Here is a 20,940-nt window from a genome sequence, read left to right on the forward strand (position 1 = left end):
CTGACCCTCAGCGGCTTGGGGGCCTCGTTCTAACGAGATGACAAACTGTCGGTGCCCGGCCGCATACTCAGAGCATGCAGGATGAGCCCCTCGAACTCGGCGAGATCGCGACGCCCCAATGGAACGCTCACAACGACAAGATGGCGGAGGTCGGCTTCCTGACCATCGCCAGGCGGCTCCCCTCCCTGGTGGCCCAGGCGCTGCGCATGGCGTGGGGCGCGAGCTCGCGCGACACGCTCGCCACGATCAGCCTCAACCTCCTCGGCGGCGTCTTCACGGCCTTCGGCCTGCTGGCGACGACCGGCGTGCTGACCGCCCTCTTCAACGAGGGTCCCACCCCCGACAGGGTGATGGCCGCACTGCCCAGCCTCGCCCTGGTCGGCGGCGCGGCCGTGCTGCGGACGACCGTTCAGGCGGGGGCGGGCTGGGCGGAGTCGCGCCTCACCCCCCAGATCACCCGGTTGACCGAGGAGCGGCTGTACGGCCTGACCAGCCGGGTGGAGCTGGTGGCCTACGACGACCCGGAGTTCCACGACGCCCTCGAACGGGCCAGGGCCCGGGGCGTGGCCGTGGCGGACTCCGTGGTGTCCGCGGCCGTCGACGTGGTCACGGCGGCGGTCGGCATCGTGGCCGCGGCCGGGGTGCTCGGCGTGCTCCACCCGGTGCTGCTGCCGCTGCTGCTGCTCGCCGTCCTGCCCGACGCGTGGGCGGCGGTCCGGAGCGCGCGCATGCGCTACTCCACCATGTACGGCCTGATCCCGGCCCGCCGCCGCAAGTGGATCATCGCGGAGCTGCTGGCGGAGCGGGAGGCCGCCGCCGAGGTGCGGTCTTTCACGATGCGCGGGTTCCTGCTGCGCATGTACGACGCGGTGGCCAAGGCCGAGCAGGAGGTCATGCTCCGCCTGGCCCGCCGCCAGACCTTCGCCCGGCTGATCGGTGAGGCGCTGGGCGGCCTCGGCACAGCCCTGGTCTACGTCGCGCTGGGCGTGCTGCTGGCCCTCGCCGCCATCCCCCTGGCGGTGGCGGGCACGGCGGTCCTGGCCATCAGATCGGGTCAGGGCTCGCTCAGCAGCCTCCTGTACGCCACCAACCGGCTCTACGAGCAGGGCCTGTACTTCACCGACTTCCTGGAGTTCTGCGCCGACGCCGAACACCGCCTGACCGTCCCCCGCCCGTCCCCGGTCCCTGAGGGCTTCGACCGCATCGTCGCCTCAGACGTGACCTTCACCTACCCGGGAGCCGACGAGGCCGCCCTGCGCAACGTCTCCATCGAGATCAAACGCGGAGAGGTGATCGCCTTCGTCGGCGAGAACGGCTCAGGCAAGACCACGCTCGCCAAGATCCTCGCCGGTCTGTACGAACCGGACTCCGGCACCGTCCGCTGGGACTCCACCGACCTGAGCCAGGTCGACCCCGAAGACCTCCGGCTGCGCACCGCCGTCATCGCCCAAGACCACACCCGCTGGCCGCTGACCGCCCGCTACAACATCACCATGGGCACCGACAAGGGCCCGGATGCCCTGGACGCGGCCGCCGCCGTGGCCGGCGCCGACGAGGTCATCGCCGGCCTCCCGCACCGCTACCGCACCCTGCTGGACCGCCGCTTCAAAGACGGCCACGAACTGTCCGGCGGCCAATGGCAGCGCATCGCCGTGGCCCGCGGCTTCCACCGCGACGCCGACCTGCTCATCTGCGACGAACCCACGGCCGCTCTCGACGCCCGCGCCGAACACGCCCTCTTCGAACGCATCCGCCACCACTCCGACGGCCGCACCGTGCTGCTCATCACCCACCGCCTGGCCAGCGTCCGCTACGCCGACCGCATCTACGTCCTCGACCACGGCAAGGTCACCGAGCAGGGCGACCACGCCACCCTGATGTCCCTCAACGGCCTCTACGCCGACCTCTACTCCCTTCAGGCCGCCGCCTACCGCTGACTCGTTTCCACTGTAGAATCCGCGATTCGGTGAGCAAGTGCGGCGTTCGCCTGGTCATCCGCGGGGCCGCGCTCGTGGGGTGCAGCAGCGGCATGAAGCAGTCCAACCGCCGAAACGGCTTCCGGATTCGCTGCCATCACGCCGCCTCGTCCGTGGAATCGAGAGTGCGAGCCAGTCGCACGCTGCGGGATTGGGCCTTCTCGTCGGGGAAGACCCACTTCCGGAGCGCCCAGAAGCGGAAGACCATGGCGATCAGCGTGCCGATGATCTGCGCGCTCATGAAGTCGGCGATCTCCTGGGTTACCAGGCTCACATCCGGGGTCTCCAGGCGAAATACGTACCGGGAGATCCATAGCGGCGCGGAGCTGAGCACTAGACCGACGCCACTGACCAGGAAGAACAGCGCCGCCTCGTGACGGCGCTCGCGGCCGCCCCTGGTCCGGAACGACCATTCGCGGTTCAACACGTAGGACACGATCGTCGCCACGAGCACCGCGATGATCTTCGCGGTCACCGGCTTCGGTTCCAAAATGGTCAGCTTCAGCCCATAGAACACCGTGTTGTCCACTAAGAACGCTGTTCCACCCACCACCGCGAACTTCAGCAGTTCGCGGTGCTTCAGGGCAAGTGCGTGCAGCGGTTTCGGCAAGCTTGCGAGTACTGCGTTTGCTATTCGGAGCACGCCCGATCTTCTCACCAGTCGAACACCCCGGTAACAAGATTTACGGACACGGCTTGTCCGGCTGGAACCGTATCCGACGACAAATCCGCGTGATCATGTGCTTTGATAACGCTCTGCGATGTCGGACTTACGGGTCTTTTGTGATCCGTGGGGTGAGGCGTGCCGCAGATCCGTACGCTCCGCATATGGCGGGACAAGACGCGGTCGAGGCGCGTCGCGGTCGCGAGGTTTCCATGGCGTTCGTCCAGTACACAGATGAGTCCGTGCGCGAAGTCCCCTTTGCGCAGCTCAGATTGGCGGATTTCGCGGAGTCGGTACCGTGGCGCCGTGTTCGATCTATGCATGGGAAGGCCCATTACTCGGGCAGCTACGCCTCGGCCACGAAGGGGTGGGCACGTGGTCTATGAGAGTTGGCACGGTTGCTGCTGGCTGATTTCGACCCGGCAGTGGAGCAGATCTTCGCACAGCCGTGTTGGATGGTGGCCCGGGGCGATGGCCAGGTACGGCGGCACGTCCCCGATTACCTGCTGGCGACCCCCGGCTGGTCGAGCGGCACGACTGGGAGCACGCGATCCGGTCTGGCGCTGATCGCGTAGTCCTGGAGAACGTGCGGTTTCTGGCGGCCTGTCGGCGGAGGTGCGTGGTGTCGGCCCGCGTCTACTCCAGAGTGAGGAGTGATGATGGTCATGGCCGGGGCAAACGCCAGGCCTGATCCAGGACATCACTTGATGCCGCAGGTGTTCCTCCGGGCCATGTAGCAGACGCGCTCCCCCGAAGTGGAGAACGTCGCCAGCCTGGAACGCCGTGGAGCCGAGGCAGCCCTATGTACCCCAGAGTCAGCGGAGCGGAGTATTTACTGTGACCCTGTGGTAACGAGTGTTGTCGAGGACAATACGTACACCAAGTGGCCGCCGAAGTTTGAGAGGCACCTGACGTACGTATCCTTTCATGCTGGTGTTCGCTTCCGGCGTAGGACAGTCCATCTCGAGCTGAACTCCGATAATCACCTGGGAGGGCGACTCCTGCACTTCCGTGTTTTTCACATGCTCGCATTGCACTGCGTCGGCCGGTCTTGAGAACGTTAATTCAACGGTAAGCGTCCGCCCGTCTTCCGATAAGTTAACCCAATTGATGGGCTGCCATTGTGGGCCGCCACAACTCGCCAAGGTAATGGTTCCTGCCAGGAAAAGCATCGTCCGGCAGATCCTCATGCCAATCGTGGCGGCCATCGGGGCATCCTGCTTTCTATCGGCGCTTCATGACGTCGCCACCGAAACCGAGGCGCGCATCATGTATGTCACTGAAGGTCGACCGGCACAACGTGTCACCATCGTGCTTCCCTCCGCCTGAGAGGATACCCTTTGCGACAACGTATCCGTCTGACTCCAGCGTATATACTGGACCGCCAGAGTCTCCAGGTTTCGGGCAGCCTCCGTCGCGCATACCCTCAGCGCCGTTGAGCAAAGTCTCCTACCCATTGCTGACTTCCAGCAGGCCGTTTTGTGGCTGCATCGGTGTCGCCAACGAAGATGGACGCCGTAGATTCGATCGGCTCTGTGTAGTCGAGCAGCGCGATATCGCCGTAGGCAGACGTCCTGTTCGGAAGTGGGATGGAGCCGGTATTATCCTTCCAGCTCGACCACAAGACGGTTCCGATACTCTGGCCGCCCCTCATGACGTGTTCAGTGTCAGCGTCTTCGGGAACACAGTGTCCGGCAGTGGTCATATACCGGTCGCCGAAGGGATCCGCAGCCCCGGCCTCCCGCCACGCCCTATGTGGTGTGGTGCTCGGTCCGGCCGGCTCGCGTGGCGCCAGGGTCCCGTCCGGCCACGCGCCTAAAGCGGAGTCGCCCGCTCCGATGAGGAACGGGGTGATGAACGAGGGCCTTCGGGGGCCGGGCTGCCCAGTGCTGCGAGTACGGCCTGCTCCACCGTGGCGTGCACGTGCAGGACGGTGTGCGCCTGGGTGATCTCCATGATCCTGGCGAGCTTCGGATGGGCGGCGGCCAGGTGCAGGGTGCCGCCGTGCTGGCGGGCGAAGGCATGGGTGTTGAGCAGGACGCGAAGGCCCGCGCTGCCCATCAAGTGAGCCTCGCTGAGATCGATCACCATGTGCTCGCCCGGCAGCCGCCGGCTGTGCCGGATGTAGCGATCGAGCTGCCCGGCGGTGGTGGCGTCGACCTCGCCGGCCACCGAGATCACGCTCACGCCCGGCAACCTCTGGGTGACGAACGACAGATCCGGCATGCGATGCCCACCGATCGGAATTCGGGAGACGGTGCACAGTTGTGGCTTGCCCGTACCGCACCATATCCGGGCGTCCGCCTTTCGCCTAGATACCACCGCTTACTTCTTCCGGGAGCGGCCGGCGCGCGAATCGCTTCAGGAGCCGCCCATGGCTGTGTGGAAGCCGTCGAGAAAGCTGAACCCAAGGCAGGGCGCGCGGGAGACCGACGTGCCGGCGCCGTAACAGCGAGCAGCTCAGGACCCGGCGCCACCTGCGGAGACGGCCTGTCTGCCCGGGGTGAGCAGGCGATTCAATGAACGCACACGAACCCTGCAAGACCGGCCCGGCACAGTGGAGCGTCCGGCACGAGTGATTGCGGGGGGTTGGAAATATTCAGCACGCGACAACGGACGGAAATTCGAATAGCCTCGGCGCCGCGAATTTCGGTGTCGCTCTCCCCGAGTTTGACCGTCCTCGCCATGACCACGGACGCGCTCGCCGGCCGTTATCGCGGCCTTCCCCAATCGTGGAGAAGGGCGGTCCAGTCGGGGGCGAGCCGGCGGTCGAGACAGGCCGTGCGCCCGCTGGGAGCCTCCGGCTGCGCTCTGGCGCCTGACAGCGTCGTGCCGCGCGCGCCGGTCCACGACGACTCCGTGCAGGAGCAGATCGACCTCCTGCATGACCTGCCGCCCGACACCCTGCTCAAGGACCTCGAGCAGGCGTTCGGGCCGGTGCCCGCGCACTGGAGGGCCGCCGCCGAGCGGCCCGGCCGCTGGCTGCACGGGTACGCCGGTGCGCTCGGCGACGTCTGGGCCACGGCCGAGCGCTTGTGGAGCAGGGCCCGGCCGCTCCTCGACCGGGAGGTCGCGCGAGTGGGCGTGGCGAGCGTGCGGGGAGGCGTCGACGTGCTGCTCGGCTCGGTCGCCGAGCGCCTCGTCCGTGACGCGAACGGCCTGGTCATCGAGGGCGCCGGGGCCGGTGTGCACGAGCTCGGCGACCGGTCGCTGGTGCTGGTGCCGATGCTGGCGGGCAAGGACGCGCTGATCGTCGGGCTGGACGACCCGGAGGCCGTGTGGATCGCGTATCCCGTTCCCGCGGCGGGGAGGCTGTGGCGTACGGACTCCGACGAGCTGTCGGAGCTGGTGGGTCCGGTGCGGGCGGAGGTGCTCCGCACGCTCGACCGGCCCATGACCATGACCACGCTGGCCGGCGACATGAACATCCCGCCGAGCAGCCTCACGTTCCACTGCGACCGGCTCGTCGCGGCGCGGCTCATCGCCCGCGAGCGCAGGGGCCGCGAGGTGTGGATCGGCCGCACGGCCCGGGCGGGGGAACTCCTCGAGCTCTGCCTCCGGTAGACGAAAGGCGCGGGACACGAAAAGGGCGCGCCGGGTCTCGGCGCGCCCTCGTCGTCTGTGCTCAGCCGGCCTGGGTGAACTGGTTGAACAGCGGGCCGTCCAGCTTCCAGCCCGGCTCGTTCGCCAGGATCTTCTGGGTGTGCGACTCGATGGCGAGGCGCCACTTGTTGTTGTTCGACAGGCGGAAGATCTTCACGGTCTCGCCCGGGGTGCCGACGGCGGGCGCGTACCCGAGGATGCCGTCGTAGCGGAACTTGCCCGAGGTCACGAGCGCCTCGCGCTCCGCGATGGAGCCGGTGACGATGTAGGAGGCCTTGTTCTCCCAGCGCAGCCGGTAGAGCGGCTTGCCGCCGGCGAAGGGGGCGCGCGAGATGTAGTACAGCGGGGTCTGGGTCACAGACCAGCCGTGATTGGTGATCGCGTTCTGCTTCTCCGCCTCGTTGCTGGTGTAGAAGAACCCGCCGTCCTTCGTCACCAGCTCGTAGACCTTCACCCGCTGCTCGGCGACGCTCTGGGCCGACGACTTCGCCGTGGTGGCGGAGGCCTGCGTGGCGATGCCGAAGGACAGCGTGGCGCCGAGCGCCACCGCGAGCCCCAAGCCTACGGGACGGGTCATGCGGCCGAACGATATTGCCATGAAAGCTGTTTCCCTCCGAATGGGTGGCAATGCCCGGCCAAGCTAACAGTGCGCTACGTAACCAAACCGTCCATTTCGAGTAACCTCTAAGCGTCAGGACGCGGCCAGTCTGGCGCGCAGACGGTCGGCGTCCGGGTGGTTGAGCTGCTCCAGGAGATCCAGGGCCCGGCCGAGCGTGGCGCGGGCGGCCGCGTGGTCGCCGGCGGCGTCGTACATCTCGCCGAGGTGCACGAGAGTGTCGGCCTCGTGCCAGCGGTCGCCGACCTCCTGGAACAGGCCGATGGCCCGCCGGTAGAGGTCGGAGGCCTCCGCGTAGCGGCCGAGGTGGTGGAAGGCGTAGGCGAGGCTGTCGGCCGCGCTGGCCTGCCCGTGCAGATAGCCCAGCTTCTCGTGCAGCTCCAGGGCCTCCTGGGCGTACGGGATGGCCTCCTCGTGCTCCCCCTGCAGCGCGAGCACGTAGCCGATCGAGTTGAGGAACAGGGCCGCTCCCGCCTCGTTGCCCGACTCGCGATGGATGTCGAGGGCGCGGTGATACTGCTCGAGCGCGGTGCGGGGCCGGCCCTGCTTCTCGTGGAGCCAGCCGAGCCCCAGGTACGTACGCGTCTGGCCGTCGCGGTCGCCCAGCTCGATGAACAGGGCGAGCGCCCGCTCCAGGTGGACCAGCCCGTCGTCGAGCCGGCCCGTCCGCATGAGGGCGCGGCTCGACCCGGCATGGGACTGGGCCTCACCGAACCGGTCGCCCTGCGACTGCGTGACGGCGAGCGCCGCGCCGTGGGCGGCGAGGAGGTCGAGCCACCGGCCCCGGCGGTCCAGGTAGTCGCTGAGCGTCCAGGCGAGTTGCCACGCGTGCGTGTGGAAGCCGGCGTCCGAGGCGTGCCGGACGGCCGCCATGAGCATGTGGTGCTCGGCGGTGTACCACTCCATCGCCCGGACATGGTCCGCCAGTTCCGTCGTGGACGTCCCCGGCTGGGGCTCGGCGAGCGCCAGCGGCCGGCGGCTGCGGTTGAGGATCAGGGCCGCGGCGTGCGCGGTGTGCAGGTAGTGGTCGAGCATGCGGAGCGTCGCGTCGCGCCGCCGCTCCTCGGGGTCGGCGGCACGTGCCTGCTCCACCGCGTACGCGCGCAGGAGGTCGTGCATGGTGAACCGGCCGGGGACGCTCTCGGTGACCAGATGCGCGCGTGTGAGCTCCGCGAGCAGCGGCCGTACCTCCGCGGTCGTGAGCGCCGCGAGGCTCGCCGCCGCCGCGCGGCCGAGGTCCGTGCCGAAGGAAGCCCCCAGCAGCCTGAACAGCCGCGCCGCCTCCGGCGTGAGCGCCCGGTAGGACCAGGAGAAGACCGAGCGGAGGCTCGCGGTCTGCTCCCCGGCGTCCAGCGTGTCCAGCCCGGAGGAGTCCTCGCGCAGCTGCTCGGCCAGCACGGCCAGGGGGAAGTCGGGATGCATGCGGGCGCGGGCCGCGACGATGCCCAGCGCCAGGGGCAGCCCCGCGCAGCGGTCGAGCAGGGACGCCACCGCGTCCGGCTCGGCCCGTACCCGCTCCTCACCCAGCAGGCGGGTCAGCGCTTGACGCGCCTCAGCCGGATCGAACGTGTCGAGGGGGATCGGGCGGGCGCCGTGGCCGGTGATGAGGCCGGGCAGCTGGTGGCGGCTGGTGACCAGCACCGCGCACGTCGGGCTGCCGGGCAACAGCGGGGTCACCTGCTGCGTGTCGCGGGCGTTGTCCAGGACGATCAGCATGCGCTTGCCCGCCACCAGGCTGCGGTAAAGCGCCGCCTGCGCCTCCAGGCCCACGGGGACCGCGGCGGCGTCCACGGCCAGGGCGTCGAGGAAGCCGCGTACCGCCGCCTCGGGCGTCATGGGCGCGTCCGAGGGGTCGAACCCGCGCAGGTTCACATACAGCTGGCCGTCGGGGAAGCGGGGCTGGCTGCTGTGCGCCCAGTGCAGGGCGAGCCACGTCTTGCCGATGCCGCCGGTGCCGCCGATCGCGGAGATCACCACCGTGTTCTCCCGCTCGCCCGGCGCGGCCATGATCCGGTCGAGCGTGGCGAGCTCGCGCGAGCGCCCCGTGAACGACGGCGGCGGCGGGGGCAGCTGCCGGGGGACCAGCGCGCCGGTGGCCTGCCGCTGTGGGGCGAGCGTGGCGTCGGCGTTGAGCATCTGCTGGTGCAGCCGCCGCAGCTCGGGTCCGGGGTCGGTGCCCAGCTCGTCTGCCAGCCGCCGGCGCACCTCCTCGTAGCGGGAGAGCGCTTCGGCCTGGCGGCCGCTGCGGTAGAGCGCGAGGATGAGCTGGCCGAGCACGCGCTCGTCGAGCGCGTGCTCGTCGGCCAGCGCGGTCAGGTCGGCCAGCAGCTCCGCGTGCCTGCCCAGCCGGAGCTGGACGTCGTGGTGGTCGAGCCGCGCGGAGAGCCGCTCGGCCTGGAGCGTGTGGCGCAGGCCGGCCAGCCACGGGTTGTCCAGGTCGGCGAACGGCTCGCCGCGCCACAACCCCAGCGCGCGCTCATACAGCCGCGCCGCGTCCCGATCGTCGCTCTGCCTGGCCTGGACCAGCAGGGCGCGAAACCGGTGCAGGTCCACCGCCTCTTCCGGCACCCGCAGCAGGTAGCCGCCGGCGCTGCGCTGGATGCTTTCCCCGTCGGCGGCCGGCAGGGCGGCACGCAGGCGCGACAGGTAGCTGTGCAGCGTGCCCGCGGCCCGTTGCGGCGGGGAGTCTCCCCAGACGCGGTCGGCGAGCTGGTCGAGGGAGACGGGGTGGCCGGCGTCGACGAGGAGGGCCGCCAGCACGCACCGCTGCCGTGCGGGACCCAGGTTGACCGACCGGCCGTCCGCCCACGCGCTGACCTCACCCAGGATCCCGAACTCGACCCGCACCGCGCTACCTCCCGCCGGCCGACCTGACCAGGTGATGCTCGCACCAATCGTAGGGGGAGCGGCCCGGAAGGGCGGCTCGGCGAGCGCGGAGCCCGAGCCCCCTACCGGCTGAGCTGCTCGTTCATGATGAGGAACGCGCCCAGCCCGTGCAGGTCGTTGACCGGCCTGGCCCGGCCGAAGTAATAGGCGAGCGAGTCGTCGGCGTTGGTGCCCTCGCTGATGCCCGCGATGTTGGTCCGCCCGTCGGAGCCCAGCGACACCTGGGCCAGCACTCCCTGGTAGCCGCGCTGGGCGTAGACGTTGTAGGAGGCGTCCACGTACCCGCGCTCGACCGCCCGCGAGATCGTGTACGTGTACATCGCCGAGCACGACGTCTCCGTCCAGTTCGACGGGTTGGACGGCTCGGTGACCACCTGCCACCAGCGGCCCGTGGCCGGGTCCTGCCAGCGGGCGTACGCGGGCACGAGCTCGCGCAGAATGCCGATCAGCGCGGCCCGGCGCGGATGGTCGGCCGGGATGAGCTCGAGGACGTCGGTCACGGCCATCCCGAACCAGCCCATCGCCCGGCACCAGGAGATCCCGTTGGTGTTGCCCAGCGACGGCTTGACCCAGGACGCGGTCGGCCCGCCCGGCTCGTCGTAGGCGTGGTACAGCAGCCCCGCCGCCGAGCCCGAGGTGCGGCGGAGGTGGCTCCAGTAGACCTCGAGCTGCCTGGCGGGCTCGGCACCGGTGAAGGAGTCGCCCGCCACCCAGGCGCCGTAGCGGGCCAGGAACGGGTCCACCATGTAGACGCCGTCGCCCCAGAGCTGGCCCTCGCGCGAGGTGGACGTGGAGTGCCACCAGCCGCCGTCGGAGGTGCGCGGGTACGTGTTCAGCCGGGTCCTGATCCTGGCCGCGGCGGTGCGGTAGCGGGCCTGCCCGGTCTCCCGGTAGAGGGCGAGCAGGACGTTGCCCGCCTGCATGCTGTCGAGGTTGTCGAAGCTCTGCGAGATGCCGCCGGAGGAGTCGACGAAGCGGTCGGCCCAGTCCTTGATGTACTGCAGGTAGCGGGCGTCTCCCGTGCGCTGCCAGACCAGGTACTGGCCCCAGAGGTAGAGGCCGCGCGTGTAGCCCCAGCCGCCGAGCGAGCCGGGGGAGTAGCGGGCCATCGTCGAGTCCACCACGGCCCTGGACCAGTCGGTCGCTCCGGAGGAGGAGTCCACGGTCAGCGAGTCGAGGTTCGGGCCCCCGTTGGCGGTGGTGGCCGTCGCCTTGACCGCGTTCGCGCCCGCCGCGAGCTCGGCCCGCACCGTCACCGTCCGCCACGTGGTCCACGAGCCGGTGCCGGGGAAGGACAGCGTCGTGGTCGTGTTGCCGGCAGTGATGGTCATCGGCCGGTCGGCGCCCGTGCCGTTGGCGTACCGGAAGGCCAGCGTGGCCGGACCGGGCGCGTCGACGGTCCACTCGACGGACGAGCCCGCCACGTTGTCGAGGTTGACGAAGCCGGAGCCGGTGAAGCCGGCGTGGTTCGACTCCACGACACCCCGCGAGATCGTTCCCTCCTCGGCCTCGTAGAGGGTGGCCGCCGTGGCCGAGGCGACGGCAACCGGTTGCAGAAATAACAGTCCGCCGAGTGCCGCAGCGGTCGTTGCGCGAAGACGTCCCATGTATCACTCCCGGTCTGACGAGCTGTGATGCCGTGCCGCCGGTCCAGATGTACGCGATCAGCGGCGCATGGCTCCGATCTCCTTGGCGCATTACAGGCATACATCCCGGCGGCACGCCTGTCCATCGGTCACTTTCATCCGATGTATCGACCTAAACGAGTTAGGAAAGTTTCCTAAAATATGGACCGTTCCAACTATTGACGTCCAAGGGCGGTTTGTGACAAACGTTTGGAAAGCTCCCTCCCCTTACTCGAGGCATCACTCTCAGCCAGGAGCGCCCGATGAACTTCAGCAAGTCCCGGGCCTGCGTCATCGCCTGCTTACTCGCCCTGGGAATGACAGCCGTCCCAGCCGACGCGGCGCCCACCCGGTACGAGGCCGAGAACGCGACGATCTCTCAGGGCGTCGTCGAGTCCAACCACGCCGGCTACTCCGGCACCGGCTTCGTGAACGGGGACAACGTCGCCGGCTCGTACACCGAATGGACCGTCAACGCGCCCAGCGCGGGCACCGCCACGCTGGCCTTCCGCTACGCCAACGGCACGGGCGCCGACCGGCCCGGCGACATCGCGGTCAACGGCACGACCGTCGCCGCCGCCCGGTCCTTCCCCGCCACCGGCGCCTGGACCACCTGGGCCACCGTCACGCTGACCGCCCAGCTCACCGCGGGCACGAACAAGATCAGGGCCACCGCCACGACCGCGGGCGGCAACCCGAACTGGGACTACCTCGACTCCGAGGTCCAGTCGTCGAGCTTCACCGACTACCAGGCGGAGTCCGCCACGATCTCGCAGGGCGTCGTGGAGTCGAACCACGCCGGCTTCACCGGCTCGGGCTTCGTCAACTACGACAACGTCACCGGCTCGTACGTCGAGTTCGCCGTCAGCGCGGCCGGCGCCGGCACCCAGAGCCTGACCTTCCGCTTCGCCAACGGAACCACCACTGACAGGCCGATGACCATCACCGTCAACGGCACCGCAGTGGCCACCGGCCGGTCCTTCCCCGGCACCGGTGCCTGGACCACCTGGCAGGAGATCAGCATCGACGCGCCGCTCAACGCGGGCGGCAACACGGTCAGGGCCACGGCAACCACCGCGAACGGCGGGCCCAACCTCGACCGGCTGCGGGTCAGCGGCCCAGGAGACACCGAGAAGCCGACCTCGCCCGGCCAGCCGACGTGCTCCGACATCACCTACAACGCCCTGACACTGGACTGGCCGCCGTCCACCGACAACATCGGCGTCGCCGGGTACGACATCTACCACCAGGGCCAGCAGATCGCGACCGCGACCGCGCCGCCGTACCGGCTGACCGGGCTCAACCCGAACTTCTCCTACCAGCTGTCGGTGTTCGCCCGTGACGCCTCCGGCAACGTGTCGCTGAGCAGCCCCGAGGCGAACTGCCAGACGCTGCCCGCGCCCGCCGACGACCCGCCGTCGCAGCCGGGGCAGCCTGCCGTGAGCGGCGTGCAGGCCACCTCGGCGACCGTGACCTGGGGAGCCTCCACCGACGACAACGGCGTTCGCGCCTATCTGGTGCGCGACAACGCCACCAACGCCGTGCTGGCCACGGTCACCGGGACCCCGCCCGCCACCACGGCGAGCGTGCCGCTCGAGTGCGCGCACACCTACCAGGTGCACGTCGTCGCGCGTGACACGGCCAACCAGCTCTCCACCCCGAGCGCGCCGTCCGCGTCGTTCACCACGGCGAGCTGCGGCACCGTGCCACAGACCCCGGCCAGCATCGCCGGCGGCTGGGACGTGCCGTGGGACATCTCCTGGGCGCCCGACGGCTCGTACGCGCTGGTGACCGAGCGCGACACGTTCAAGGTGTTCAAGGTGACGCCGTCGGGGACCAAGACGCAGGTCGGCACCGTGCCCAACGTGCAGACCACCGACGGCGAGGGCGGCCTGATGGGCCTGGACTTCTCGCCCACCTGGAACGGCACGACCGACCAGGAGGTGTTCTTCATGCACACCGCCTCCGAGGGCAACCGCGTCGTGAAGATGAACTTCAACGGCACCACCCTGAGCGGGTACGCCACCATCCTGCAGGGCATCGACAAGAACCGGTACCACAACGGCGGCCGGATCAGGTTCGGCCCCGACGGCTACCTGTACGTCACCACCGGCGACGCGCAGCAGTCCAGCAACGCGCCCGACCTCGACTCGCTCAACGGCAAGATCCTGCGCATCACCAAGACCGGCGCCGCCGCGCCCGGCAACCCGTTCGGCACCCGGGTCTACAGCTACGGCCACCGCAATCCGCAGGGCCTGGCCTGGGACTCGGCCGGCCGGCTGTGGTCGTCGGAGCTGGGCAACTCCTCGCGTGACGAGCTCAACCTCATCCAGCCGGGCAAGAACTACGGCTGGCCCACCTGCGAGGGCACCTGCAGCACGTCCGGCATGACGAACCCCAAGTACACCTGGGGCGTCGCCGAGGCCTCGCCCAGCGGCATCGCCATCGTCAACAACACGATCTTCATGGCGGCGCTGCGCGGCCAGCGGCTGTGGCGCATCGTGCTGAACGGCGAGAACGTCTCGACCGTCAACTCGTACTTCAACGGCACGTACGGCCGGCTCCGCGCGGTCGAGAAGGTACCCGGCGCCAGCGCCATCTGGTTCGGCTCCACCAACTCCGACAACAACGGCGACGGCTCGGCCGACACGATCCGCCGCTCCAACATCCAGTAGTCACCCCCTCGTCGCCGGCGGCCGCGCGAATCGCGCGGCCGCCGGATCCAGCACCCCTCGGAGCCTCCGATGCATCCCTCCAGAAGGGCCGTGCTCAAAGGAGCGCTGCTCGCCCCCGTGCAGGCGGGCGCCGTGCTGCCGCTGGCGCCCGCCACGGCTCAGGCACTCGACTCCCCATGGGATCAGGTGCCCGCGATCCTGGCCAGGATCGTGCCGCCGACGTTCCCCGACCGCACGTTCCCGATCACCGAGTACGGCGCCAAGCCCGACAACTCCACCGACTGCACGGCCGCCTTCCGCTCCGCCATAGCCGCCTGCAACGCGGCGGGCGGCGGCACCGTGCTCGTGCCCGGCGCCGGCAAGTTCCGCACCGGCAAGATCCACCTGCTGTCCGGCGTGCGGCTGCACGTCGAGGCGGGCGGCACGATCCGGTTCAGGTCCGACGCGGGCTCGTACCTGCCGAACGTCTACACCCGCTGGCAGGGGATCGAGTGCTACAACTACTCGCCCTTCATCTACGCCAGGAACCAGACCGACATCGCCCTGACCGGCACCGGCACGATCGACGGGAACGCGGCGGCCGGACCGTGGTTCGGCTTCGACGACCAGCGCGGCCCCGACTGGGACCGGTTGCAGCAGATGGCCGTGGACGGCGTGCCGATCGAGCAGCGCCAGTTCGGCGACGGCCATTACCTCAAGCCGAGCATGATCCAGTTCTACGGCTGCCGGAACATCCTCGTCGAGGACCTGGACATCCGGAACCCCGCGATGTGGACCATCCACCCCGTCTTATCCCGAAATATCATGATCAGGCGGGTCAAAATCTACAGCCGGGGCGCGATGGTGGACGGCGTCGACCCCGAGTGCTCGTCGGACGTGCTCATCGAGGGCTGCACGTTCGACACCGGCGACGACGGCACGGTCATCAAGTCGGGCCGCGACACCGACGGCCGCCGCGTGGGAGTGCCGTCCACCGACATCGTCATCCGCGGCAACACGTACTACGGCCGCTGGGGCGCGATCACGGTCGGCAGCGAGATGTCCGGTGGCGTCCGCAACGTCTTCGCCGAGAACAACCGCATCCTCGCCGGCTCCAGCTACCACTCGTTCTACGCGCTCTACCTGAAGACCAACAACCGGCGCGGCGGGACGGTGGACGGTGTGCACGTCCGCGAGCTGACGGGCGGCCCGTGCGACCGGGGCGGCTTCTACATCGACATGAACTACAGCCTGACCGGCCCCGGCTACGGCCCGATCGTCAACCCGGTCATCCAGAACCTCACCGTGGACGGCCTGAACATCGCCGCCTCGCCGTTCGCGATCAAGCTGTCGGGCTCCTCCGCCAGCCACGTCCGCAACGTGACGATCTCCAACAGCACCTTCACCCAGATCGACACGCCCGCCCCCCAGCTTTCCAACGCCGACAACGTCGTGCTGCGCGACGTCCGCATCAACGGCGCCCTGTACGGGTCGGCTCCGGGCAACCGGTACGAGGCGGAGAACGCCACGATCTCCCAGGGCGTCGTCGAGTCCAACCACGCCGGGTTCTCCGGCACAGGGTTCGTCAACTACGACAACGTGGCCGGCTCGTACGTGGAGTTCGCGGTGAACGCCGCCGCGGCGGGAACGGCGACGCTCACCCTCCGCTACGCCAACGGCACCGCGGCCGACCGGCCGATGGACATCGCGGTCAACGGCACGGTCGTGGCGGCGGCGAAGCCCTTCAACGGCACGGGCTCGTGGACCGCCTGGCAGTCCACGACCATCTCCGCCCAGCTGCTCGCCGGCGCCAACACGGTCAGGGCGACCGCCACCACCGCGAACGGCGGCCCCAACCTCGACTACCTGGAGATTCAGCCATGACAGTGACCCGTCGCCAGCTGGGCGCCCTGGTCGGCGCCGCACTCCTCGGCCCCGCGCTGCCCGCCAGGCCCGCCTCGGCCGCGGCCTGGAAGCTCATGTGGGCGCCCGATCCGGCCGCCGTCGGGCTGGGCGCGTTCGAGACGATCGAGGACGACCGCGCCGACTCCCATCCGGCGGGGCAGCCCCACATCTACGTCGAGGGCGACGCCTTCCGCTTCAACATGCACACCGTCGACCGCGACACGAGCACGGACCGGCAGCGCCAGGAGGTGACCGGCACCCGCAACCCGGACGGCTACCTGCGCTGGCTGGCCGGCGAGACCTGGCGCGTCACGTACTCGATGTACATCCCCAGCTCGCTCAAGGCGACCACGACCTTCACCCACATCAGCCAGACGAAGATGCCGGGCACCGGCACCAGCCCGATCACCGTCACGTCGCTGCGCCGCGTGAACGGCGTGCAGACCATCGAACACAAGATCTTCGAGTCCGACACCCTGGTCGGCCGCACCGAGCTCGAGCCGCTGCACGACAAGTGGATCGACGCCGAGTACGAGATCAAGATCGGCGACGGGAGCTCGGGCTCGGTGCGATGGGTGCTGCGCAGCGGCGGCGTCACGCTCGTGGACGCGACCAAGACCGGCGACACCTTCCTCGGCGACCGGGTCCGCCCCAAGCGGGGCATCTACCGCTCGCTCGGCGACACCTCGGGCTCGCTGCAGAACTGCTATCTGCTGCTCAGGAACATGCGGGCCTACAAGCAGGTGCAGGCCGCCGTCACCCGGCTGGAAGCGGAGGACGCGACGATCTCGCAGGGCGTCGTCGAGTCCAACCACGCCGGGTTCTCCGGCACCGGGTTCGTCAACACCGACAACGCGGCGGGCGCCTACGTGGAGTGGCGGCACGACGCCGCCGCGGCCGGCCCCGCCACGCTCACGGTCCGCTACGCCAACGGCACGAGCGCGGACCGTCCCGCGGACCTGGCCGTCAACGGCCGGGTGGTGGCCTCCGGCCTGCCCTTCCCAGGTACGGGCGCGTGGACGTCATGGGCCTCCCGGAGCGTGTCCGCCGACCTCGCCGCCGGCACCAACACCATCCGGCTCACCGCCGCCACGGCGGGCGGGTGTCCCAATCTCGACTACCTGGAGGTGCTCCGATGACGATCTCCCGTCGTGACCTCCTCAGAGCCGGCGGCGTGGCGGGCGGCGTCCTGCTCGCCGGCTCCGGCACGGCCCGCGCGACGAGCGGGCCCTCGCAAGCCGAGCCCGTCGCGGCGAGCGGCTCCGCGTACGGCGGGCCCGTCGCCGCCGGGCCCGTCGGCGCGGGCTCGGCCGCCTCGCCCTGGGACCGGGTGCCCGAGATCCTGGCCCGGATCGTCCCGCCGGCCTTCCCCGACCGAGCGTTCCCCATCACCTCCTACGGCGCCGTCGGCGACGGCAGCACCGACTGCACGGCCGCGTTCCGCAACGCCATCGCCGCGTGCAACGCGGCGGGCGGCGGCCGGGTGGTGGTGCCGTCCGGCACGTTCCGCACCGGGAAGATCCATTTGCTGTCGAACGTCAACCTCCAGGTGAACGGCACCATCAGGTTCCGCACGGACCCCGGCTCCTACCTGCCGACCGCGCTCACCCGCTGGGAGGGCATCGAGTGCTACAACTACTCGCCCTTCATCTACGCCAACGGCCAGACCAACATCGCGATCACGGGAACGGGCACGATCGACGGCAACGCGCCCGCCGGAGACTGGTCGTCGTGGGGGAGCGGCGGCGCGGACCGCGACCAACTCCGCGAGTGGGGCGCCAATGATCATCCGGTGGCGCAGCGCCAGTTCGGCGACGGCCACAAGTTGCGGCCCAACATGATCGGCCTCTACAACTGCACCGCGGTGCTCGTCGAAGGCGTCAACCTTCGCAACCCGGCGATGTGGACACTCCACCCGGTCTACTGCACGAACGTCACCGTCCGGAACGTCACCTTCTACTCGACCAACTCCCAGGGCGACGGCTGCGACCCCGACTCGTGCACAGACGTGCTGATCACGGGCTGCAAGTTCGACACCAACGACGACTGCGTGCCGGTCAAGTCGGGCCGCGACCGCGACGGCCGCCGGGTCGGCCGCCCCTCGCAGAACATCGTGATCCAGAACTGCAAGTTCAGCGGCCGGTGGGGCGGCGTGACGATCGGCAGCGAGATGTCCGGCGGGGTCCGCGACGTGTTCGCCGAGGACTGCGAGTGCAACGCGCCCGGCTTCCCCGGCCGCTACCCGGTCAAGTACGCCCTCTACGTCAAGACCAGCTTCAACCGCGGCGGCTACGTGGACGGCGTCCACCTGCGCCGCATCACCGGCCACGACCTGGAGCGCAGCGCCCTCTACGTCACGCTCAACTACGAGACCTCGGGCTCCCTGCCGCCGGCCGTCCAGAACTTCACCGCCGACGGCCTGGTCATCGACGGCGCCGCCCAGGCGTACAACCTGGACGGCCGCTCGACCGACCACATCAAGAACGTCACGATCTCCAACAGCACGTTCAACAGGATCACGACGGCCACGCCGACCGCGTCGAACGTCGACAACCTGGTGCTGTCCGGCGTCTTCGTCAACGGCAAGGACATCTCGAACACGGCGGGGGCCCGCTACGAGGCGGAGGACGCCGTGATCTCCCAGGGCGTCGTCGAGTCGAACCACGCCGGCTACTCCGGCACCGGGTTCGTCAACAGCGACAACGTGGCCGGCGCCTACGTCGAGTTCTCGTTGAACGTCGCTGCCGCGGGCACGAAGGCGCTCACCATCCGCTACGCCAACGGCACCACCACCAACCGCCCGTACTCGGTCACGGTCAACGGCACGGTCGTCAACGCCGCCGTGAACGCGCCGGGCACCGGCGCGTGGAGCACCTGGGCGCCGGCCTCGGTCCAGATCCCCGCCGTCTCCGGCGCCAACACCGTCCGGCTCACCGCCACCACGGCGGGCGGCCTGCCCAACCTCGACTACGTGGAGATCCAGCCATGACCTCCCTCCGCCGGGCCCTGCTGGCGTGCGCCGTGGCCCTGCTCGGATTGGCGCCCCAGCCCGCGAGCGCCGCCTCCCAGCTCAGGTCGCTGCCACAGTCCGCGAGCGCCGCTTCCCGGCTCGGGCCGGTGCCCCGGTCCGCGAGCGCGCTCGCCGAGTTCGACGTGCGCGACTACGGCGCGACCGGCAACGGCACGACCAACGACGACGACGCCATCGACCGCGCCATCAACGCCGCGAGCGCCGCCCCCGGCGGCACCGTGGTCCTCCCCTCGGGCCGCTACCGGGCCCGCACCATCCACCTGAAGTCCAACATCACGCTCAGGCTCGACTCCGGCGCCACCATCCTGGCCGCGAGCAGCGGCATGGACGCCCCCGAGTCCAACCCCAATGACGACTACCAGGACTACGGCCACAGCCACTTCCACAACTCGCTCATGTGGGGCAGCGGCCTGACGAACGTGCACATCACCGGCACCGGCACGATCGACGGCGACGGCAACCTCATCACCGGGAACCCGTCGTCGGGCCAGGCCGACAAGGCGCTGACGCTCACCGAGTGCTCGAACATCAGCCTCGAAGGCGTCACGTTCCGCCGCGGCGGCCACTTCGGCGCCCTGATCAACGGCTGCCACGACGTCACGATCGACAACCTGAAGACGATCTACTCCAGCAGCGGCGTGCGCGACGGCATCAACCTGATCAACAGCTGGAATGTCACCGTCGCCAACAGCCGCATCGAGGCCAGTGACGACGCCCTGGTGTTCAAGAGCGACTACGCGCTCGGCCACACCTACACCAGCCAGAACGTCCGCGTGCACGACACGACCGTGTACTCGCACGAGAACAACGCGCTGCAGTTCGGCTCCGAGACCTGCGGCGACTTCCGCGACTTCCGCTTCGAGCGCGTCACGGTCCTGGGCGCCGGCAAGGCAGGCATCGGGATCGTCTCGATGGACGGCGCCGTCATCGAGGACATCCACTACAGCGACGTGACGCTCACCAAGACCACGTCGCCCTTCTTCTTCAAGATCGGTGAGCGGAAGCGCTGCCCAGGCTCGCCGCCCGCCGGCCGGATCCGGAACATCACGATCTCGGACGTGACCGGGACCGACCTGACCGCGCCCGTGGTCACCGGCACGGTCGGCGCGTCCGACTACACCAGCACGCTGACCGGCACGCCATCCGTGGACATCGGCCCCGGCATCACGTTCCAGAACGTCGACCTCACGGTCCCCGGCGGGCACCCCGCCTCCGAGGCGAGCAGGGTGCCGGGCGAGTACCTCACCACCTACCCGCCGCGCGACTATGGCGCGCGCCCCTCGTACGGCTACTGGATCAGGCACGCCACCGGCATCACGCTCAACGGCGAGACCCGGTTCGACGACAACGACAACCGGCCGTACGTCATCGCCGACGACGCCTCGGACGTTCAACTGAACGGTGTCGTCGCGCAACGCGGCAGTGGCAGCGCGTACGACGTCGGGTTCAGCGGCGTCACCGGGTATGCCGTGCGCGACAGCGCCGACACCTCGGGTGGTGCGCTGCGCATCCGGGCCACCGGCTCCACGCCCGTCCCCGGCACCTCGGAGAGTCTCTATGCCGAGGCGGAGTCCGGCACGGTCACCGCGCCCATGCAGGTGGCCGCCGACCCCGCCGCGTCCGGCGGCTCGTACGTGACCGTCGCCTCCGGCAACAACAGCAAGTCCAGCGCGCCCTCCACCGGCTGGATGACGATCCCGTTCACCGTCGAGCACGACGGGACGTTCGCGGTGTGGGCCCGCGTGATCGCCGCCAACGACGGCGACGACTCGTTCTGGGTGCGCTCCGGCACCGGGACGTGGAGCAACTGGAACAACATCCCGATCGGCACCTCCTGGCACTGGGCCAAGCTGCCCGTCACGTACGACCTGGCGGCCGGAGCGCGCACGATCACCTTCGCCTACCGCGAGGACGGCGCCCGCCTCGACCGGGTGGCCATCTCCAGCGACCCCGCGTTCACCCCCGCATCCTAGGAGGCCC

13 protein-coding genes are annotated in these 20,940 nt (G+C 69.6%); 8 read left to right on the forward strand and 5 right to left on the reverse strand.

Going from position 1 to position 20,940, the window contains the following annotated elements:
* Nucleotides 1–74: 74 nt before the first annotated feature.
* On the forward strand, nt 75–1,937 hold the full coding sequence (locus ACQPWU_RS15930) for an ABC transporter ATP-binding protein (RefSeq protein WP_433440656.1): 1,863 nt from the start codon (nt 75–77) through the stop codon (nt 1,935–1,937).
* Nucleotides 1,938–2,073: 136 nt separating this feature from the next.
* Here ACQPWU_RS15930 and ACQPWU_RS15935 read toward each other — a convergent pair whose 3' ends face one another.
* A complete protein-coding gene (locus tag ACQPWU_RS15935) occupies nt 2,074–2,586 on the reverse strand; it encodes a GtrA family protein (protein ID WP_433440658.1) in 513 nt (170 codons plus the stop codon).
* Nucleotides 2,587–3,029: 443 nt separating this feature from the next.
* On the opposite strand from ACQPWU_RS15935, the gene ACQPWU_RS15940 reads away from it, so the two are divergent.
* On the forward strand, nt 3,030–3,215 hold the full coding sequence (locus ACQPWU_RS15940) for a hypothetical protein (RefSeq protein WP_433440660.1): 186 nt from the start codon (nt 3,030–3,032) through the stop codon (nt 3,213–3,215).
* A 1,240-nt stretch (nt 3,216–4,455) separates the two neighbouring features.
* Here ACQPWU_RS15940 and ACQPWU_RS15945 read toward each other — a convergent pair.
* Nucleotides 4,456–4,866: an STAS domain-containing protein gene (locus tag ACQPWU_RS15945; protein WP_433440662.1), complete on the reverse strand. Its 411-nt coding sequence runs from the start codon at nt 4,864–4,866 to the stop codon at nt 4,456–4,458.
* A 459-nt stretch (nt 4,867–5,325) separates the two neighbouring features.
* Between ACQPWU_RS15945 and ACQPWU_RS15950 the strand changes: the two genes are divergently transcribed.
* The gene (locus ACQPWU_RS15950) at nt 5,326–6,204 is read left to right on the forward strand and encodes an ArsR/SmtB family transcription factor (RefSeq protein WP_433440664.1); all 879 of its coding nucleotides are present in this window, start codon (nt 5,326–5,328) and stop codon (nt 6,202–6,204) included.
* 61 nt (nt 6,205–6,265) lie between these two features.
* On the opposite strand, the gene ACQPWU_RS15955 is transcribed toward ACQPWU_RS15950, so the two are convergent.
* From ACQPWU_RS15955 to ACQPWU_RS15965, 3 genes are all read right to left on the reverse strand, one after another.
* On the reverse strand, nt 6,266–6,820 hold the full coding sequence (locus ACQPWU_RS15955) for a hypothetical protein (RefSeq protein WP_433440666.1): 555 nt from the start codon (nt 6,818–6,820) through the stop codon (nt 6,266–6,268).
* Between the two features lie 114 nt (nt 6,821–6,934).
* A complete protein-coding gene (locus ACQPWU_RS15960) occupies nt 6,935–9,706 on the reverse strand; it encodes a BTAD domain-containing putative transcriptional regulator (protein WP_433440668.1) in 2,772 nt (923 codons plus the stop codon).
* A gap of 101 nt (nt 9,707–9,807) precedes the next feature.
* Nucleotides 9,808–11,352 carry a glycoside hydrolase family 88 protein gene (locus ACQPWU_RS15965; protein WP_433440670.1) on the reverse strand — a complete coding sequence of 515 codons (1,545 nt, stop codon included), beginning with the start codon at nt 11,350–11,352 and terminating at the stop codon, nt 9,808–9,810.
* 281 nt (nt 11,353–11,633) lie between these two features.
* Between ACQPWU_RS15965 and ACQPWU_RS15970 the strand changes: the two genes are divergently transcribed.
* The 5 genes from ACQPWU_RS15970 (at nt 11,634) to ACQPWU_RS15990 (ending at nt 20,933) form a co-directional block, all read left to right on the forward strand.
* A complete protein-coding gene (locus tag ACQPWU_RS15970; RefSeq protein WP_433440672.1) occupies nt 11,634–14,045 on the forward strand; it encodes a PQQ-dependent sugar dehydrogenase in 2,412 nt (803 codons plus the stop codon).
* 69 nt (nt 14,046–14,114) lie between these two features.
* On the forward strand, nt 14,115–15,908 hold the full coding sequence (locus ACQPWU_RS15975; protein ID WP_433440674.1) for a glycosyl hydrolase family 28 protein: 1,794 nt from the start codon (nt 14,115–14,117) through the stop codon (nt 15,906–15,908).
* A complete protein-coding gene (locus ACQPWU_RS15980) occupies nt 15,905–17,068 on the forward strand; it encodes a carbohydrate-binding protein (protein ID WP_433440676.1) in 1,164 nt (387 codons plus the stop codon). The genes ACQPWU_RS15975 and ACQPWU_RS15980 overlap by 4 nt, the downstream gene beginning before the upstream one ends.
* Complete coding sequence (locus tag ACQPWU_RS15985; RefSeq protein WP_433440678.1) at nt 17,065–18,918, forward strand: glycosyl hydrolase family 28 protein; 1,854 nt, start codon at nt 17,065–17,067, stop codon at nt 18,916–18,918. Before ACQPWU_RS15980 ends, ACQPWU_RS15985 begins: the two co-directional genes overlap by 4 nt.
* Nucleotides 18,915–20,933, forward strand: a complete 2,019-nt coding sequence (locus ACQPWU_RS15990; RefSeq protein WP_433440680.1) for a glycoside hydrolase family 28 protein — start codon at nt 18,915–18,917, stop codon at nt 20,931–20,933. Before ACQPWU_RS15985 ends, ACQPWU_RS15990 begins: the two co-directional genes overlap by 4 nt.
* Nucleotides 20,934–20,940: the final 7 nt, after the last annotated feature.

The organism is Nonomuraea sp. CA-141351, assembly GCF_050944675.1.
Taxonomy (GTDB): domain Bacteria; phylum Actinomycetota; class Actinomycetes; order Streptosporangiales; family Streptosporangiaceae; genus Nonomuraea.

Coding starts and splice junctions, on each gene's coding strand:
- ACQPWU_RS15930 (WP_433440656.1), top strand. CDS start 75: ATGCAGGATGAGCCCCTCGAACTCGGCGAGATCGCGACGCCCCAATGG.
- ACQPWU_RS15945 (WP_433440662.1), bottom strand. CDS start 4,866: ATGCCGGATCTGTCGTTCGTCACCCAGAGGTTGCCGGGCGTGAGCGTG.
- ACQPWU_RS15950 (WP_433440664.1), top strand. CDS start 5,326: ATGACCACGGACGCGCTCGCCGGCCGTTATCGCGGCCTTCCCCAATCG.
- ACQPWU_RS15955 (WP_433440666.1), bottom strand. CDS start 6,820: ATGACCCGTCCCGTAGGCTTGGGGCTCGCGGTGGCGCTCGGCGCCACG.
- ACQPWU_RS15965 (WP_433440670.1), bottom strand. CDS start 11,352: ATGGGACGTCTTCGCGCAACGACCGCTGCGGCACTCGGCGGACTGTTA.
- ACQPWU_RS15970 (WP_433440672.1), top strand. CDS start 11,634: ATGAACTTCAGCAAGTCCCGGGCCTGCGTCATCGCCTGCTTACTCGCC.
- ACQPWU_RS15975 (WP_433440674.1), top strand. CDS start 14,115: ATGCATCCCTCCAGAAGGGCCGTGCTCAAAGGAGCGCTGCTCGCCCCC.
- ACQPWU_RS15980 (WP_433440676.1), top strand. CDS start 15,905: ATGACAGTGACCCGTCGCCAGCTGGGCGCCCTGGTCGGCGCCGCACTC.
- ACQPWU_RS15985 (WP_433440678.1), top strand. CDS start 17,065: ATGACGATCTCCCGTCGTGACCTCCTCAGAGCCGGCGGCGTGGCGGGC.
- ACQPWU_RS15990 (WP_433440680.1), top strand. CDS start 18,915: ATGACCTCCCTCCGCCGGGCCCTGCTGGCGTGCGCCGTGGCCCTGCTC.